The sequence below is a fragment of the Streptomyces sp. NPDC048295 genome, from assembly GCF_040652135.1.
GTDB lineage: Bacteria > Actinomycetota > Actinomycetes > Streptomycetales > Streptomycetaceae > Streptomyces.
On the sequence record NZ_JBEZLL010000028.1, the window covers coordinates 13,350 to 30,178 of the forward strand.

16 protein-coding genes and 1 pseudogene are annotated in these 16,829 nt (G+C 70.9%); 10 read left to right on the plus strand and 7 right to left on the minus strand.

Annotation, left to right across the window (positions count from 1 at the left end; genetic code table 11):
• Positions 1-408: 408 nt before the first annotated feature.
• From AB0D53_RS32405 to AB0D53_RS32415, 3 genes and pseudogenes are all read left to right on the plus strand, one after another.
• A pseudogene (locus AB0D53_RS32405) lies at positions 409-804 on the plus strand (ISAzo13 family transposase); the annotation flags it as partial.
• A 130-nt stretch (positions 805-934) separates the two neighbouring features.
• Positions 935-1,384 carry a hypothetical protein gene (locus tag AB0D53_RS32410; protein ID WP_362452735.1) on the plus strand — a complete coding sequence of 150 codons (450 nt, stop codon included), beginning with the start codon at positions 935-937 and terminating at the stop codon, positions 1,382-1,384.
• 12 nt (positions 1,385-1,396) lie between these two features.
• Entirely contained in the window at positions 1,397-2,158 is a 762-nt protein-coding gene (locus tag AB0D53_RS32415; protein WP_362452736.1) for a maleylpyruvate isomerase family mycothiol-dependent enzyme, read from the plus strand.
• Between the two features lie 4 nt (positions 2,159-2,162).
• Here the strand turns inward: AB0D53_RS32415 and AB0D53_RS32420 are convergent, their stop codons facing one another.
• On the minus strand, positions 2,163-2,297 hold the full coding sequence (locus tag AB0D53_RS32420) for a hypothetical protein (RefSeq protein WP_362452737.1): 135 nt from the start codon (positions 2,295-2,297) through the stop codon (positions 2,163-2,165).
• Positions 2,298-2,384: 87 nt separating this feature from the next.
• Between AB0D53_RS32420 and AB0D53_RS32425 the strand changes: the two genes are divergently transcribed.
• Positions 2,385-3,413: an FAD-binding oxidoreductase gene (locus tag AB0D53_RS32425; RefSeq protein ID WP_362452738.1), complete on the plus strand. Its 1,029-nt coding sequence runs from the start codon at positions 2,385-2,387 to the stop codon at positions 3,411-3,413.
• A gap of 619 nt (positions 3,414-4,032) precedes the next feature.
• A complete protein-coding gene (locus AB0D53_RS32430; protein ID WP_362452868.1) occupies positions 4,033-4,899 on the plus strand; it encodes a peptidoglycan-binding protein in 867 nt (288 codons plus the stop codon).
• A gap of 128 nt (positions 4,900-5,027) precedes the next feature.
• On the opposite strand, the gene AB0D53_RS32435 is transcribed toward AB0D53_RS32430, so the two are convergent.
• Positions 5,028-5,411, minus strand: coding sequence for a hypothetical protein (locus tag AB0D53_RS32435; RefSeq protein WP_362452740.1), 384 nt, complete (start codon positions 5,409-5,411; stop codon positions 5,028-5,030).
• A gap of 228 nt (positions 5,412-5,639) precedes the next feature.
• On the minus strand, positions 5,640-6,221 hold the full coding sequence (locus AB0D53_RS32440; protein WP_362452741.1) for a helix-turn-helix domain-containing protein: 582 nt from the start codon (positions 6,219-6,221) through the stop codon (positions 5,640-5,642).
• A gap of 36 nt (positions 6,222-6,257) precedes the next feature.
• Between AB0D53_RS32440 and AB0D53_RS32445 the strand changes: the two genes are divergently transcribed.
• Positions 6,258-7,520: an alpha/beta fold hydrolase gene (locus AB0D53_RS32445; RefSeq protein ID WP_362452743.1), complete on the plus strand. Its 1,263-nt coding sequence runs from the start codon at positions 6,258-6,260 to the stop codon at positions 7,518-7,520.
• A gap of 120 nt (positions 7,521-7,640) precedes the next feature.
• On the opposite strand, the gene AB0D53_RS32450 is transcribed toward AB0D53_RS32445, so the two are convergent.
• Complete coding sequence (locus AB0D53_RS32450) at positions 7,641-8,375, minus strand: dienelactone hydrolase family protein (protein WP_362452744.1); 735 nt, start codon at positions 8,373-8,375, stop codon at positions 7,641-7,643.
• A gap of 109 nt (positions 8,376-8,484) precedes the next feature.
• Between AB0D53_RS32450 and AB0D53_RS32455 the strand changes: the two genes are divergently transcribed.
• On the plus strand, positions 8,485-8,970 hold the full coding sequence (locus AB0D53_RS32455) for a MarR family transcriptional regulator (RefSeq protein WP_362452745.1): 486 nt from the start codon (positions 8,485-8,487) through the stop codon (positions 8,968-8,970).
• Between the two features lie 749 nt (positions 8,971-9,719).
• Here AB0D53_RS32455 and AB0D53_RS32460 read toward each other — a convergent pair.
• A complete protein-coding gene (locus AB0D53_RS32460; protein ID WP_329816565.1) occupies positions 9,720-9,932 on the minus strand; it encodes a DUF4287 domain-containing protein in 213 nt (70 codons plus the stop codon).
• An 83-nt stretch (positions 9,933-10,015) separates the two neighbouring features.
• On the minus strand, positions 10,016-10,693 hold the full coding sequence (locus tag AB0D53_RS32465; RefSeq protein WP_362452746.1) for a DUF998 domain-containing protein: 678 nt from the start codon (positions 10,691-10,693) through the stop codon (positions 10,016-10,018).
• 122 nt (positions 10,694-10,815) lie between these two features.
• Here AB0D53_RS32465 and AB0D53_RS32470 point away from each other — a divergent pair, with 122 nt between their 5' ends.
• The 3 genes from AB0D53_RS32470 (at position 10,816) to AB0D53_RS32480 (ending at position 16,429) form a co-directional block, all read left to right on the plus strand.
• Positions 10,816-11,436, plus strand: a complete 621-nt coding sequence (locus tag AB0D53_RS32470; protein ID WP_362452747.1) for a TetR/AcrR family transcriptional regulator — start codon at positions 10,816-10,818, stop codon at positions 11,434-11,436.
• 155 nt (positions 11,437-11,591) lie between these two features.
• Positions 11,592-15,686, plus strand: coding sequence for a Pls/PosA family non-ribosomal peptide synthetase (locus AB0D53_RS32475; protein WP_362452748.1), 4,095 nt, complete (start codon positions 11,592-11,594; stop codon positions 15,684-15,686).
• 11 nt (positions 15,687-15,697) lie between these two features.
• Positions 15,698-16,429, plus strand: a complete 732-nt coding sequence (locus tag AB0D53_RS32480) for a BPL-N domain-containing protein (protein WP_362452749.1) — start codon at positions 15,698-15,700, stop codon at positions 16,427-16,429.
• Positions 16,430-16,578: 149 nt separating this feature from the next.
• Here AB0D53_RS32480 and AB0D53_RS32485 read toward each other — a convergent pair whose 3' ends face one another.
• Positions 16,579-16,779: a hypothetical protein gene (locus tag AB0D53_RS32485; RefSeq protein WP_362452751.1), complete on the minus strand. Its 201-nt coding sequence runs from the start codon at positions 16,777-16,779 to the stop codon at positions 16,579-16,581.
• Positions 16,780-16,829 lie beyond the last annotated feature (50 nt).

A 16,829-nucleotide genomic window follows, 5' to 3' on the forward strand; every position in this document is an offset into this window, starting at 1 on the left:
TCATTGTGGTTGCATATGTGCATAAAGTGAGGAAAGGCGGTTCGGGCCTGCCGACGTGTCATTCGGGTCCGGTGTTCGAGCTGCTCTCGGGCTCCGCCGAACGGTTGACGCCAGGTCGGGGCAGCCCAGCTCCCGTTGTCCGGGACACTTCAGCATCCCGGGCGGCATGCGTGAGTGGCAGTGACGGGGTTATCAGGGTGCCCGCAGGTCTCAGTCGCCGGTGCGGACCGGGCGACGACAACTGAGAGGTCCCGTGAACAGGCTCAGGGGCGCGGCGCCGTGTGATCGCGTGCGTCCATGTAGAAGGTGATCCGCTCGGCGTCGTCGAGCATGAGCCGCCAGCTGCGAACCCGCATACAGGGCGAGCGGCAGGGGTACCTCCCGCGCATCCGCCGCGTTTGCCGTCGCCACGACTACCCGTGCGCCACCCGTCTGTTGATCACTGCCGACGCGGGCGGCTCCAACGACTACCGCACCCGCGCCCGGAAAACGGAACTCGCCGCTCCAGCCGCCGAGACAGGTCTGGACATCACGGTCTGTCATCTGCCGCCGGGGGCATCGAAGTGGAACAAGATCGAGCACCGGTTGTTCTCCCACTTCAGCATGAACTGACGCGGCAGACCACTGACCAGCCACGAAGTCATCGTGAACAGCATCGCGGCGACCACCACCCGCACGGGACCGAGCGTCCACGGCGAACTCGACCCGGGTACCTACGATACCGGCGTGAAGGTCACCGACACCGAGATCGACGCGTTACCGATGGGTCGGCACCGCTTCCACGGCGACTGGAACTACACGCTCCACTCTGGGGCCCCAGCCGGTCTCCGGCCAGGAGGCCGGCTTGGAAGTCGTCGCCGCGATCGTCGCCGGGTAGCTTGGGTGCCCGGGCGGACTCGACGCTCCTCTGCTCCGTGATCCGGAGCGGACGGACATGGCCATCCCACAACTGGACGCTCTGGTCGTCTCGTCGATGGTGGAGCCGGCGCACCAACATGAGCGGCTTCGCAACGAACGCCGGGGCGCTGAGCGACTCCGCGTGCGAGGTGCGGGCGCCAAGGACAGGCTTTTCGGTGCGGTCCGGATCCCGGCCACCGTCCTCTGTCTGCGCAAGATCAGCACCCATGCCCTGCTCGCCCGGATTTTCGGCGTCACCGGAAGGATGCTCACGCGCGCCGTCCAAGAGGCGTGGCTCCTATTGGACGAGCACGTGATCGCGCCCTCAACCGCCAGATTCCGCACCCCGACGGACGTGGCCGCCCACCTCGACGCCTACGGCAGCCGGCCCCGAGGCAGATCAAATCAGCATGTTGATTCTCTGCGAGCCCTGGCTCCCGCAGCTGACGGCCTGGAAAACAGGGTGCAGTCGGCTGAGCTGGGGTGATAGGTAAGCGATGTGACGGAAAGTCTTGAGTATCACGCCCTGCTGCAACTGATCGACGAGCGGTCGGCCGCGTTCCGGAGCGCGGTTGCCGCCGCGCCCAGCCTTGACGCGCCGGTGCCATCCTGCCCCGAGTGGACGTTGTTCGATCTGGTGCAGCACCTGGGTACGGGCCAGCGCTGGTGGGCCGCGATCGTCGCCGCGGGCCCGGCCGAGGCTCCGCCGGCCAAGGATGTCGCGGAGGTGCCGCGCGAGCTGGAGGTGCTGCTGGCCTGGTACGCCGAGTCGAACGAGCTGCTGCTGAGTGCGCTGCGCGATGCCGGCCCGGAGCGCGGGTGCTGGGCGTGGTGGGGCGCCGGCGTGTCGCCGGCGAATGCCTGGGGCGTTGCCCGGCGCCGGGTGCACGAGCTGCTGGTGCACACCTACGACGCCCAGCTCGCCGCAGGCGCCGTGCAGCCGATGCCGGCGGACGTCGCGATCGACGGCGTGGCCGAGTTCCTCGACACCTGCAACTCCACCCCGGCTGTCTGGCCACACGAGGCCGCCACCATCCACTACCACGCCACCGAGGGCCGCTCCTGGCTCCTCGCGCTGGACGGCACCGGCGCCTGGCCCGCACCCCTCACGGACGACGCGGCGCCCGCCTCCGCTTCGGCCACGGGCACGGCCGAGCAGCTGCTCCTCTTCGTCTGGGGCCGCCTCACACTGAGCGACCTGAAGATCGAGGGCGACCAGCAGGTGTTCGAGCAGCTGATCGCCTGGGAGCCCGAGGAGTAGCCAGTCAATACCGCCGGCGGACGACCTCGATGACGTCCGCGTCGGTGAACATCGCGAACAGCTCCGCAACCGCGCGGCGGACGGCCGGTACGGCCTCGTGCAGCTCGGGCCCGAGCGCCTCCCACAGCACTGCCGGCACAGCCAGGAAGGGGATATGGCTACGACCGGGCTTTCTGCAAGGTGCTCTGAATCTCGTTCATGGGCGGACGCTGCTGACGCTAAGGTCGTGAATGTGTTGAGCTCACTGGCGAGTAGGGACTTGGTCGTCGTCGGCGCCGGCATTGTCGGCGCGTCGGTGGCCTATCACGCCGCCCGGGCGGGCGCCACCGTGACGTTGGTCGACGCCGGGCTGCCAGGCGCCGGCGTGACGGCGGACTCGTTCGCCTGGGTCGGAGCGTCTGGCGTGCGTAGAGGTCCGGCCGCCGGGCTGCGGGCCACCGCAACGGCGGAGTACCACCGACTCGGGGCCGAGTTGCCGGGACTCCCGGTGACCTGGTCCGGCTCGCTGAGTTGGAACAGGGAGGACAGTGCGCCGGACGCCGGGCCCGGGCAGGTGATCGTGGACGCGGCCACCGTGGCATCGATCGAGCCCACCCTTCGGCAGCCTCCGGAGTGGGCGGTCTGGGCGCCGGGGGACGGCGCTGTTGACTCGGTGGGCGTGACCGAGCGGCTGGTCGCGGGCGCTCGTACCCATGGAGCTCGGGTATGTCTGGACACGCCGGTCACCGCGGTCCGCCGGGATGCAACGGGCCGGATTGCCGGGGTTGAGACAGCAGCAGGCCCCCTCTCCGGTGCGACGGTGGTGCTGGCGGCCGGAGTTGCCACGGCCGCGCTGGGCGAGCAGCTCGGCGTGCGCGTCCCGGTCGAACCGTCGCCGTGCCCGCTGTTCCGGTTCCGCGCCCCGGCCGGCCTGGTCCGCACCGTGGTCAACACCGAGGACTTCGATCTTCGGCAGGTCTCCGCGGGCCGGCTGATCGCCGCCGCGGACTCGCCCGAACGGACCCTTGCCGCCGTCCGGTCCACTTTCCATGGCGCCGGGAGCGTCGAGCTGCTCGGCGCCCGACTCGGAGTGCGCCCAATGCCGGCCGACGGTGAGCCGATCGTCGGCCCGGTCGCCGAGGTCCCCGGCCTCTACTTGGCAGTGATGCACTCGGCGGTCACGCTCGCCGCGGCGGTGGGCCGCCTGGTCGCACGGGAGTTGGTCGACGGAACCATTGAGTCGGCTCTGTCGGGTTGCCGCCTGGAGCGCTTCTGACCATCCCGATGCGGTGGGCGACTTTCACATACGGTCCCTTTGCCCGAGCAAGATCAAAAAGAGTGGCACGGGGGTCGCGAAGTGCCGATCCGGTTCGCAGGACTTGTTCTCACTCAAAGGAGGGTTCGGGGTACTTCTGAGAATCGTCTGTGACCGCATCGAGGGGCGCATGACGGTCCCTCAAGAGGCTTCCCCGAGCGGCGCCGGTGATGTCGAGCGCCACCCCTGCCCGCGCTGCACCGCCGAACCGGGATCGCCGTGCCGCACGCGCTCCGGCGCGGTCGCCGGCATTCGACCGAAAGGGCCGAATGGCCGCGCACGTCGAGTGAGCGCCCGGGCGGCCCGCCGAGCCCGGACTCCGACCCGCCCGAGCAGAGGATCGCCTGGCCGGCGACGCGTTCGCCGCTGGGGTATTCCGCCAGGCCCTGGAGCACCACTGGCCTGTCTGGCATGCTCTCGACAAATGACGCGCGTAGAGCGAACGGAAACCCAAGGAGGACAGGACATGTGTGAGCAGTGCGGTCCGGCCGACAGTGTGATGGAGGAAGGACGGGAGGACATCCGGGCGGCGGGCCCTTCGCGCAGAAGGCTGCTGCTCGGCGTCGGCGCCGGGCTCGGGGTGGCGTTGACGGGTGTACCGGCCCTGACCTCGTCGGCGTCGGCGGCGACGCTCAAGGACGGCCGGTGGTGCAACCCCGCCCGGGGACACTTTCCCGCAGGTGGTCACTACGGGGCCCCGCGCGGCGCCTACCCGCACGCGGGCCAGGACGTCACCAACTCGACGGGCACGGCCGTCTACGCCGCGGCCGCCGGCACCGTGATACGCCGCGGCACCGGTGTCCTGTCGGGGCGTACCGGGAACGGCCTGGTCATCTCGCACGGCAGCGGGCGGTACACCTACTACGGGCACCTCAGTGCGTTCCGGGTCCCGCTCAATGCCAAGGTCGCCGCGGGGCAGCGCATCGCAGACATGGGCGCCACGGGTCATGTGACCGGCCCCCACCTCCACTTCGAGACCCACAGCGGAGGGCTGGGCTCCACGGTCAACCCGGTCTCCTACCTCGCAGCCCGGGGCGTGGACCTGGGCGGAGGCTGGCCGGCGATCGGTCCCGGTGCCGTCGGCGCGACCGTGAAGGCCGTCCAGTATCTGATCACCCGGCACGGCACCGCGCTGGTCGCCGACGGTACGTACGGCTCGGTGTCGGTCAACGCGGTCAAGAGGTTCCAGTCCGCCCGAGGTCTGGTGGCGGACGGCCAGGTCGGCCCGAAAACCTGGCCGAGCCTGGTCTACTCGCTCCGGAGGGGCAGCTCCGGAGCGCATGTCCGCGGCCTTCAGGTGGCGCTGAACAAGCACAGCGCGGGACTCGCCGTCGACGGCGACTTCGGCTCGGTGACCAACGCCGCCGTCCATGCCTACCAGAGCGTCAACCGCCTCGCCGCCGACGGCCAGGCCGGCCCGAAGACCTGGGAGGCGCTCGTCGGGTGACGGCCCGGCAGTCCCGTACGGCCCGGCAGTCCTGTACGGCCCGGGCGGACGCGTGGACACGTACGTACCGGCAGTCGCTCGTCAGAAGGCCCGCGAGGCTCCGCGCACCCGCTCGTCCGGTCCGCCGGCTACGGGCCCACCGCGCGGAAGAGGGTCAGGAGGGCCTGGGCCGACGGTGCGTCGGCGTCGAAGAACTGCGTGTCCGGTTCGGGTGGCACGGCGGGTCCGTGCATGCGGACCTCGTGGCACGTGAAGCAGAACGCCGCCTCGAACAGCGCCAGGTCGAGGGAGTCCTCGTAGGCCCGGACGCTCCAGCCCGGTGAGAATCCGCAGCGGTGCTGTTCGCCGCCGGGCAGGCTTTCGATCAAGGCCAGAACGTCGGCGGCTTCACTCCCGGTCCAGTGGGCGACCGTCCTGCCCGGGTACGGGACTCCCCGCCCGGTCGGGAGTGCGGAGATCCTTACGACCTCGATCAGCGCGGTGGTGGCAACGGCTTCGGCGGGGAGTCGCATGAGTACAGTCTGCCCGCCGGACCGCGGCCCGAGCCAACCCGTCCCCGGGGGAGAGCTTCTCCGAGCTCCTCGAACTTCACGCCTCTTTCCTGCGATCCTCCCGGACTGCCCCGCGCAACCGTGGCGTGCCTGCCGCCGGTACCTCCGCTCGCGTTCACACCGAGGATGAGCCTGGGCGAAACGGTGGATGGTGACGGACGCGGTCCGGTCAGGAGGCTGTCCGGCCGATCACTCCTCGGTCTCGTGATCGGCCCCAGCCGCCGACCGCTCGGATTCCCGCTGCGGGACTTCCACCGGAAAGTGGATCGGACTCAGCAGGTACTGCCCCCGCTCGGGGCTCGGCCTGTTGGCCAGCCTCGGTGTGATGGCCGCGCGGAGCTCACCGATCAGCTCGTCCAGTTCCGCAGGGCTGAGCCAGATCGAATGCTGCCGGTATCCGACCTGGTCGGCCACCGGGTCGGCCCCCTCGCGATCGAGATAGGCGTTGAACTCGGCGAGCAGGGCGGTCATCGCGGTGGCGAACGCCTGCCGATGGTCCGCCGGGGTGAGCGTGCGAACTGCCTCGGAGCCGATCACGGCCCGGTCCTGTCGCAGCCGGTAGTGCCGTTGTACCGCGCCGCGCACTCTGCGCTCCTCGGCGACCTCCAGGACCCCGCCCTCCACCAGCAGATCGATGTGCCGGTAGACGGTGGCCTTGGAGGCTTCGCGGATGCGCGAGCAGAGCTGAGCGGTGGTCAGCAGCCTTCCGCCACCCATCGCGTGGACGATCCGCAGCCGGATGGGGTGTGCGAGCAGGTTCAGGTAGTCCATGCCCAAACTTTCTCATGACTGCTACCGTTCGCAGTCATGAGAATGGTTGAGGGTGGGGCACTGGAGACAGCACGGGGCTTGGCAGCACTGCTGCAGGCGGAGCGTTTCGACGAGATCGTGGAACTGTTCGCACCACCACTGCGTGCCGCGGTCTCCGCCGAGGCGTTGCGGCTCGCGTGGGCTGCCGAGACGGTCGGCCACGGCGGGGTCAGGGCGGTCGACGAGCCGGTAGGAGAGGCCGGTGAGGCCGACCCGGTACGTGTACACATCCAGGTGACCTGCGCGAGCGGCGGCTTCACCGTGATCACGTCGGTCGGCGGTGACGGTTTGTTGCACGGACTGCGGCTCGACCCCCACAGCGGCGCCGAGTGGCAGCCACCGCACTATGCGGATACGGGCCGGTTCACGGAGCGGGACGTCATGCTCGGCACCGGGCCGCTCGCCGTGCCCGGCACGCTCAGCCTGCCTGTCGGCCCCGGACCGTGGCCCGCCGTGGTCCTGCTCAGCGGTGGCGGCGCGTTCGACCGGGACGAGAGCAGCGGCCCGAACAAGCCGCTCAAGGACCTCGCCTGGGGTCTCGCCTCCCGCCAGGTGGCCGTGCTGCGTTTCGACAAGGCGACCTTCGTGCACTCGGATCGCCTGCCGACGGACTTCACCATGGCCGACGAGTACCTGCCGCCCGCGCTCGCCGCTGTTCATCTCCTGCGACAGCAGCCCGAAGTCGACCCCGACCGGATCCATCTGCTCGGCCACAGCATGGGCGGCAAGGCGGCGCCCCGGATCGCCGCCGCGGAGCCGGCGATCGCGGGCCTGGTGCTGCTCGCAGCCGACACGCAACCGATGCACGAGGCAGCCGTCCGGGTGGCCCGCCATCTCGCGGCGCTCAACCCCGGCCCCGGCGCGGACCGGATGGTGGCGGCGTTCGTCCGGCAGTCCGCGCTGGTGGCAGGCGGCGAACTCGCGCCCGACACGCCCCCGGAGCTGCTGCCACTGGGATTCTCCGCCGCCTACTGGCTCGACCTGCGCGCCTACGACCCCGTGACCACGGCAGCCGGACTGGCCTGCCCGATGCTGATCCTTCAGGGCGGCCGGGACTACCAGGTGACCGTCGCCGACGACCTGACACGCTGGCAGGACGCCCTCGCGCACCGGCCCGAGGTGGTCATCCGGATCCATCAGGACGCCAACCACCTCTTCTTTTCCGGCAGCGGCGCCTCCACCCCGGCCGAGTACGCGCGGCCGGGGCACGTCGAGCCGGCGGTGGTGGACGAGATCTCGGCCTGGCTCGGGCGACGTTGAAGAGTGCTCCGTATGTCACCGCCAAGAGGTGGGCCTGCTCGTGCTTCCGCGACAGCACCGGACGCGCCGAGGTGGCGCCGCGACTCGCTCGATGCCGTGGCCTGAGCGGCCGGCCGGGCGTCAGTCGCTGGACAGGGTGCGGTCCAGGAGAGGGAGCAGGCGGTCCCAGTGGCGCTGCATCCCGGAGGGGCTGAAGGCGTCGGTGTCGGACATGGTGAAGCCGTGGACGGTGCCGGGGTAGATCTCGGAGGTGTAGTCGACACCCGCGGCGTCCAGGGCCTGGTTGAGCTCGCCGAGGGTCTCGGGCGTCAGATCGGATTCGGCGTGGCCGAGGTGGACCCGGGCGGTGAGTGCGGAGAAGAGGCCGGGCCCGTCGGCGCCCACGGGGGCGTGGAAGGCGGCAACGGCGGCCACCTGGCCGGGGTGCGCCGCGGCGGTGCGCATCGCCAGGAGGCCGCCGATGCAGTATCCGGTGACCGCGACCGGTCCTGCGCCGACCTCGGGCCGGGCGGTCAGGAAGTCGAGGTAGGCGTCGGCGTCGCGCAGGGTGCGTTCGGCGGTGTGCTCCTTGATCAAGGGCATCAGCCGGCCGATGAGCGCGGGCCGGGCCTCTTCTCCGATGTGCTCGGGAAGCTCGACCACCGGTGTCGGGCCGTGCCGGTAGAAGAAGTTGGGGACGAGCACGTAGTAGCCGTGCCCGGCCAGTTCGCGGGCCAGCTCCCGCAGTACGGGCCGGATGCCGAAGGCGTCCGCGTACAGCAGCACCCCGGGGTGCTGCCCGCCACCGTCGGGAAAGGCGGCGAAAGCGTCGGCCCGGCCGTCCGCGGTGGGAATCTGCACTGTCTCGGTGGGCAAGATCTTCCGTCCTTGGAGTTAGCTCAAGCTATGTTAGTTTCACTAACGTTTTCGGCGTGAAGGAACGTACATCGTTGGTCGCACTAACGCAATCGGTAGAATGGGTGCCATGACCAGGGCCGAGGCCGCGGACATACCCGCCGACGACAGCGCGCTCAGGACGCCCGACCGGCTGCGTCGACGGGCGAGCCGGCTGCTGTCGCAGCTGACCCTGCGGTCGGACCGGCTGATCACCGAGGGGCTGGCCCGGACCGACAGCCGCAAGTGGCACTACGCCGTGCTCGCCTCGCTGGAGGAGTACGGGCCGGGCAGCCAGGCGGAGTTGAGCAGGCGCTCAGGCATCTACCGCAGCGACATGGTCGGCGTGCTCAACGAACTGGCCGGGCGTCAACTCGTCGAGCGGGCACCGGACCCCGGCGACCGGCGCCGCAACATCATCACGATCTCCGCCCGGGGCCGCCGTCACCTGCACTTCCTCGACAAGGTCCTGGACGAGCTCGACGACGAACTGCTCGCGCCGCTGAGCCCGTCCGAACGCGACCAGTTCGTGCCGCTGCTCGCCCGCCTGCTGGACCACCACACCCGTACCTCCTGACACGTCCACCGACCGGCGCTCCGCGTCATACCCAGGTCCGATGCCGAAAGCCAGGCCCTGGTCCGATGCCCGGACGAGGCGGCCGGCACAGGGGCAGGGGTATGGTCCTCCAGCCGCGAACCACCACCCCCGGGCATGTCGCCTGCGAGACGGGCCTGGCAGGCGCGCACCGGCCCGGACCTGTTATGAGCTGAACCCAGTGGTCGCTCTACTGCAGGCTGTTCGTGCCCCTGGGTGGTTTGCCTGCGGCGGGGAGTGGTTGATGGCCTTCGTCCCAGTGGTTGGACCATCCGCAGAGCCCACATGCGTACCGGCCGTTGAGGCCGTGGATCTCGGCGTCGCAGCCGCGGCATCTGGTGGTGGTGATCTCCGGGGTCATGACGGGGCCGGGCGCGGTGGACGACCAGCCGCACTGGTTGCTGCAGGTCCAGGACCCGTCGGGGCCCTGGGTGGCCGCTGCGCCACAGTTTCCGCACGTCATCGGAGACCTCCCCGTGGTGGCCCCGCCGACGGGGTGCAGTGAGGCCGGGGTCAGTCTGGCAGGGGTTCGGGGGTGCTGGGGAGGGGTTCGGGGTGCGCGTGACCTGTTCCGGGGTGATTCGGCGTGTGGTTCGCGTCCATTTTTCGAACAGGCGCGGCATCGATGCGTGTCCAAGTGCGACTGCTGAGAGTGCCGGGACCGCGGTGACGGGGACGACCCGGTGGGGTCGCGGCCCCCGGCCCGTCGAGTCGATACGGCGGTGAGTGGGCTACTTGCCTTTGTCCTCGGCGAGGGTGTGTGCGACGAGGGCGTTGGCATGGCCGTGGCCGAGGCCGTGCTCGGTCTTGAGCCAGGAGACGAGTTCCATGTGCTTGGTCAGCGGAGAGGACCGGATGAGGTCCTTCCATTCGCTGATCGGGCGGCCGTACTTCTTCTCGATCGAAGGAAAGTAGGCGGCAGGGCCTTTGACCGGTTCAGCCATGATGCTGTGCTCCATCCATCCATGCTTGGGGATCTTGGATTGTCGCTGTCTTCCCGCCCGAGCGGCAAGCCGCAGAGGCGTGTTCATCGCCGTGCCGTCGGCGCGGCGGTGAGGAGTCGGGCCGACACCGCGGTGAGCCAGAGGAGGCCGAGTCCCGCCCCGGCCGTGAAGGCCAGGGCGCCGGCGGAGGAGCCCGCGAAGCCGGCGAGGACTCCCACCGGTACGAGGCGGCAGGCGATGGCCCAGCCGCGCAGGCGCCGGGCGGCGAAGAGCCGGGCGAGCACGATGAACGCCGCGCTCAGGGCGAGAAAGCCCACCCCCGCGCTGAGCATGTGGACAACGCCGTGCGCACTCATCGAGGTGGCCGGTCCCTCCGGTGCACCTGCCGGAAACCCGGCGCCGGGGTCGGCGGTGAACACCCCGGCGAGAAGGAACGAGGCGCCGAACACCGCGACCAGCCGCGGGGCCCAGACCCCGCCGGGGGCATCGCGCAGGGCCTGGCGCATCCCGATCGCGCCGACGACGGCCAACACGCCGGTGAGCAGGAAGCCAGTGACCTGGATCCAGCCCAGGTCACCGAGGCTGAGCTGGCTGATGGCGTTGCGGGTGAAGTCGAAGCCCTCGCGGGTCAGGCCCTGTATCAGCCCCGCGCCCAGGAACAGCGGGCCCACCGCGACGCCGGCGGCCAGCAGGGCTCGCGTCGTCCGCCCCGTGGAGGCCGGGGGCCCGGCCGTGAGCGGGGCGCTGATCGTCTGGGTCATGGGAGTCCTCCTCGGTCGCAGGCACCGTGCAGAACTAGACGGTGTGGTACTGCCAGGAACTGGACGGTACAGTACTCATGTAAGAACTGGACTGTCCAGTACTGTCGGTGCAAGGGGACGGCATGGAAGCGAACGAGCAGGGCAGGTCGGCGCGGAAGCGCCAGGCGATCATGGAGGCCGCCACCAGGGCGTTCATGGACAAGGGCTACTCCGGCACGAGCATGGACGACATCGCGAAGCTGGCCGCGGTGTCCAAGCAGACCGTCTACAAGCACTTCTCCGACAAGGAGAAGCTGTTCGCCGAGATCGTCCTGGCCACCACCGACCGTGTGGACGGCGTGATCGACCTGGTGGCCGACATCCCGTCCGACGCCGACGCGCTGGACGAGAATCTGACCCGTCTCGCCCGGGAGTTCCTCACCACCCTCACGCAGCCGCAGGTGCTGCAGCTCCGGCGCCTGATCATCGCCAACGCGGACGCCTTCCCCGAGCTCGGCGCGGCCTGGTACGAGCAGGGCTTCGAGCGGGTCCTGGCCACCCTGGCGGCCACCTTCCAGCGTCTTGCCGAGGACGGACTGCTGCGGATCGACGAACCGCTGCTGGCCGCCAACCACTTCTCCGGTCTGCTGATGTGGATCCCGGTGAACAAGGCGATGTTCCACGGTGGCCCCCGGCACACCCAGGCCGAACTCGACCACTACGTCACCGCCGGCGTCCGCGCTTTTCTCGCCGCCTACCGCTGACCGCCGGCTCCCGGGCTTGCCGACCGCGTGGAGGCACCAAGTCCCCTGGAACAGCACAGAAGGCCGAGCCGGGCATCGAGCTCAGCTTCTTCTCAGCAGGCCTCGCCCAGTCTTGAGGTGACCGAGCACCTTTCGCACCGGATGAGGGGGAGTTCATGGTCTCCCGCACCGTCGAGCGGCCCGACGTGTCGATCGGTGACCGCACCGAGCCGAGGCGAACGGGCAGCGCGGACAGGCTGAACCATTTCTTCGAGACCGCCTGCGACCGCACACCGTCGGCCATCGCGCTCGAATGCGGCGAACACCGGCTCACCTACGCCGAACTCGACACCCGGGCCAATCGAGTCGCCCGCCACCTTCACCGGATCGGAATCGGACCGGGCAGGCTCGCGGCCCTGCTGCTGCCGCACTCCGTGGAGACGTACGTGTGCCTGCTGGGTGTCTGCAAGGCGGATGCCGCGTTCGTCCCGATCGACCCGGCGGCACCGCCCGACCGGGCCGATTTCATTCTGCGTGACGTGGGTGCCGACGTGGTGCTGACCACGTCCGCTCTCGCCTCCGGCGCCGTCTGGGCCGGGCCGCGCAAGGCGTGCCCGGTGGTCGAGGTCGATACGTGCGCCGGGGAGTTCGACCGGCTGCCGCCCTCGCGCCTGCCCATGGAGGGCCGGGACGCGGACCGGGACGCAGGGGACCGGGACGGGGACGCCCCATTGGCGTACGTCATGTATACGTCCGGCTCCAGCGGCAGGCCCAAGGGTGTGGAGATCGCCCGGTCGAGCATCTGCAACTTCCTGCGCGTCGTCTCCCCGGTCTACGGCGTCCGGCCGCAGGACCGGGTGTACCAGGGCATGGCGATCTCGTTCGACTTCTCCATCGAGGAGATCTGGCCGACCTGGGCGGCCGGCGCGACGCTCGTCGCAGGACCGTCCGGCCCGGGACGGCTCGGTGCCGAGCTCGCCGATTTCCTTCAGGAACACGCGGTGACCGTCCTCTACTGCGTACCGACGCTGCTGGCGACGATCCCGCGCGACCTCCCGCGGATCCGCAGCGTCGTCGTGGGCGGTGAGGCCTGTCCCGCCGCGCTCGTCGAACGCTGGAGCAGGCCGGGACGGCGCATGCTCAACACCTACGGACCGACCGAAGCCACCGTGACGGCCACCTGGCAGGAACTCCTCCCGGGCCGCCCGGTCACCATCGGCCGGCCCCTGCCGACGTACACGGCTCTCCTCCTCGACGAGCGGCTGCACCCCGTGCCACAGGGCACCGTGGGTGAGATCTGCCTGGGCGGCCCCGGCCTCGCCCGCGGCTACCTGGGAAGGCCGGACCTGACCGCCGACCGCTTCGTCGAACACCCCCTGGCGCCCGGCGACGGCCGCCTCTACCGCACCGGCGACCTCGGCAGGATGACCGACGGCGGGGAGATCGAGTACCACGGCCGGGCGGACGCGGAGGTGAAGATCCGCGGATACCGCGTGTCGCTGGAGGAGATCGACAGCGTGTTGATGGAGGACCCCGGCGTCGCCCAGGCGGGCACCGCCCTCGTGACCGCGCGCGACGGCGACAGCTCTCTCGCCGCCTACGTCGTGCGCTCCGAGGACGGCGAAGACCCCGGGGGAGACGACGATCTCACCGCCCGGCTGCACGAGCGGCTGCGCCGGTCGCTGCCCGCCTACATGGTGCCGTCGACCCTGGACTTCCTTCGCCGGCTGCCGGTCATGCCCAGTGGCAAGGCCGACCGCGCGCGGCTGCCCCCACCGGCCGGCCGCCGGTTCGCCGCCGGCCGGGTGGTTCCGGCCCGCGGGGACCTGGAGACGGGAGTGCGCGACGCGTGGGCGCAGGCGCTCGGCATCGCCCCCGGGGAGCTGTCGGCGGAGGCCGACTTCTTCACGGACCTCGGCGGTCACTCCCTGCTCGCCGCCCGTGCCGTGTCGTTGCTGCGCGACCAGGAGGGCACAGCCGGCGCCACTCTGCGGGACCTGTACGAGAACTCCACCGTACGGGCGCTCGCGGCACGCCTGGGCTCGTCGGCCGGCCGGCCCGGCCCCGCGCCGCGGCCCCGCCCCGCCCCGCTCCGGCACGGCCGCGGGCGGATCGCACGCGCCGGGATCGCCCAGACGGCAGCGCTGTACGGGCTGCTCCTGCTGCTCACCGGGCCGGTGGCGCTCTCCTACGCGGCACGCCACGGCCAGGTGTCGGGCTGGGGAGTGGTGTGGCTCACCGTCACCGAGCTGGCCGGCTGCCTCGTCGTACGCTGGCTCGCCCCGGTCGCTCTCGCCCGACCACTGGCGGCGGGCATCGGGCCCGGCCGGTACCCGCTGTGGGGGACGACCTATCTGCGGCTGTGGGCGCTGGACGTGCTCCTGTTCGGCATCGGCCCCCTCCGGGTCCTCAGCGGGTCTCCCGTGATGGGCCCCTATCTGCGGCTCATGGGCGCCCGCGTCGGGCCCGACGTCACCATCGCCACCAGCCTGATCGGCCTGCCCGCCCTGCTGCGCATCGACCGCGACGCCGCGATCGGGTACGGCGCCGTGCTGCGTCCCTGGCAGGTCACCGACGGGTGGGTCACGGTCGCCCCGATCACCATCGGCGCGGGGGCCTTCGTGGGCGCCAACGCGGTCTGTGAACCCGGCGCGTGCCTGGGGCCCGGCTCCGCGCTCGGCGAGCAGTCCGTGGCGGGCCCGGACGAGGCGGTACCCGCCGGGGAGCGCCGTGCCGGGTCGCCGGCACGCCCTGTCGCAGCACTCTCGCCGGCCGTCGAGGCGATGCTGCGGACCCGGGGCACGACGGACCACTGGCGGCCGCGCCGGCTGGCCGCCGTCCTGCTCGGCCTGGTTCTGCTGGAGACCGCCGTGATCGCCATGACCCTGCCGAGCATCGCCCTGCTCTGGTGGGCCTGGCTGCGCGGCGGCACGGTCGCCGGGCTGACTGCCGCCGTGCTGTCCGGCCCGCTCTTCGTGGCCACGGTGTGTCTGATCGTCGCCGTCGGCAAGCGAGCGGTTCTGCGCAGGACGCCCCCGGGAACCCACCCGGCGCGTTCCGCGCTCGGCGTGCGCAAGTGGATCACGGACAAGCTGCTCGAATACAGCCTGCTGTTCACCAACTCGCTCTACGCCACGCTCTACACGGTCCCGTGGCTGCGGCTGCTCGGCGCCCGCATCGGCCGGAACGCCGAGGTCTCCACCGTGTCGCACGTCGACCCCGACCTGCTCACCCTCGGCGACGGCAGCTTCGTCGCAGACCTGGCGGGCATCGGTACCGCCGCCTTCGCGGCCGACCGTGTGACCTTCGGGCCGACCGAGGTCGGTGAACGCTCCTTCGTCGGCAACGCGGCGCTCGTTCCCGCCGGAACACGGCTCGGCCCGGGCTGCCTGATCGGTGTGGGCACGGTCCCGCCCACGGACCGTGTCCCTGCCGGAAGTACCTGGCTGGGCTCGCCCGCACTGCGGCTCCCCGTACGCCAGGACAGCGGTACGTACCCCGAGGAGCTGACGTTCTCGCCTTCCCGCAAGGCCGTGCTCGGCCGCCTGGCCATCGAGTTCCTCCGGATCACCATGCCCGCCTCGCTCCTGGCCGTCAGCGGCTGCCTCTACCTGCTGGCCCTGTCCGGCATCGCCCGCCGGAGCGGGGCGCTCGTGACGCTGCTGGTGTCCCCGCTGCTCGCGATGGGTGCCGCGCTGGCCGTCATCACGTACTGCGTCCTGGTCAAGTGGGCGGTCGTCGGAAGGTACCGGCCACGTGTCGAGCCCCTGTGGAGCCTGTTCGTACGCCGTACGGAGTTCGTCACCGGCCTGTTCGAGGCGGTCGCGGTCCCGCTCGGTGCATCTCTTCTGATCGGGACACCGTTCCTGCCGCCGCTGCTGCGCCGGTTCGGTGCCCGGATCGGACGGCGGACCTGGATCGGCACCACGTACCTCACCGAATTCGACCTGGTGGAGGTGGGCGATGACGCCGAGATCGGCATGCACGTCTCCTTGCAGAGCCACCTGTTCGAGGACCGGGTGATGAAGATGTCGAAGGTGACCGTCGGCCCCGGGGCGAGCATCGGACCACGCACGGTCGTGCTCTACGACACGGTGGTGGGCGCCGACGTCCGGCTCGGGGCGCTGTCGTTGGTCATGAAGGGGGAGCGGCTGACAGCGGGAACGAACTGGCAGGGGCTCCCGGCCGAAGGTGCCACCGCGGCACCCGCCGTCGACGCGTCCGGCGGCCCGGACCGTCCCGCGCGCTGTCCCGCCCCGTCCGTGCGCTGAGGGAGGCCGTCATGGAACCAGCGAGGGAGGGCGTCAGGAAACCGCGGGGGGATGCCTCCACGACACCCACCTGCGCGGCCACCGGCCACCGCCGCCTGGCCCTCGTCTACCGGGGGCCGGCCTCACAGCCCGGCTGCCCCGAGGCGGTCGCGGAACTCCTTGGTTCGACCCCATGGAATCTGGACGTCCGGTTCACCGGACCCGACGAGGTGCTTCCGCTGGCGGCCAGGACCCTGTCCCGCGCCGCGCTGTACGCCCAGCCCGGCGGCGGCACGCTCTCGTCCGCGTACCGGAGACTGCGGTGGCAGCGCCGGGCGGTACGCGACTTCGTCCACCACGGCGGGCGCTATCTGGGCTTCTGCCTCGGCGGCTACCTCGCCGGAGCCACCCCTGGCTTCGGCCTGCTGCCCGGCGACGCCGATCAGTACATCTCCTCCCCGGGCGCCACGGTCCACGACGGGCGCGACACGGTGATCCAGGTGACATGGCGGGGCCGCCCGCGCACCGTGTTCTTCCAGGACGGCCCCCTCTTCGTCCTCGACGAGGGGGCCGACGCGAGGATCCTCGCCACGTACGACAACGGAGCCGCCGCCGCCCTCGTGACGCGGTACGGCGGTGGCCGCGTGGCGGTCACCGGACCACACCCCGAGGCGACCGCGGACTGGTACACCGACCACGGCCTGCCCGTTCAGGACACCCGGGACCTGGCCCAGGAACTGGTGGAAGCCGTAATGCAGGAGTGACGACGAAGACGGAGGATGCGGTGCAGGAGCGACGACATGACGCGGAGCGGCGAGAAGCGTATGTGGCCGGTCCGGGGCACGGACCGGCCACATACGCTTCTCGATATCTTCAGTCGTTCCAGTTGGTCACGCCGCCGCTCGGCCGACGTTCAGCGGAGTGGGTGATCGGCGACGCGCGATGTACGGGCCAGGCGAGCCCGTTCCTCGATCTCGTCCTCACGGCCGGTCTCACGCCGACCGGGTTCACGCCGTCCGGTCCCGTGCCGTCCGTCGGACCGCCGGTCGTCCTGCCGCTCGTCCTGCCGCTCGTCCTCGTCCCTGCTCCTGCGTCCTTCTCCGAGGTCGCTCATCGTTCCTCTCCTCGTCCGATTCGGGCCTTCTCCGATTGACACCTCCAGCC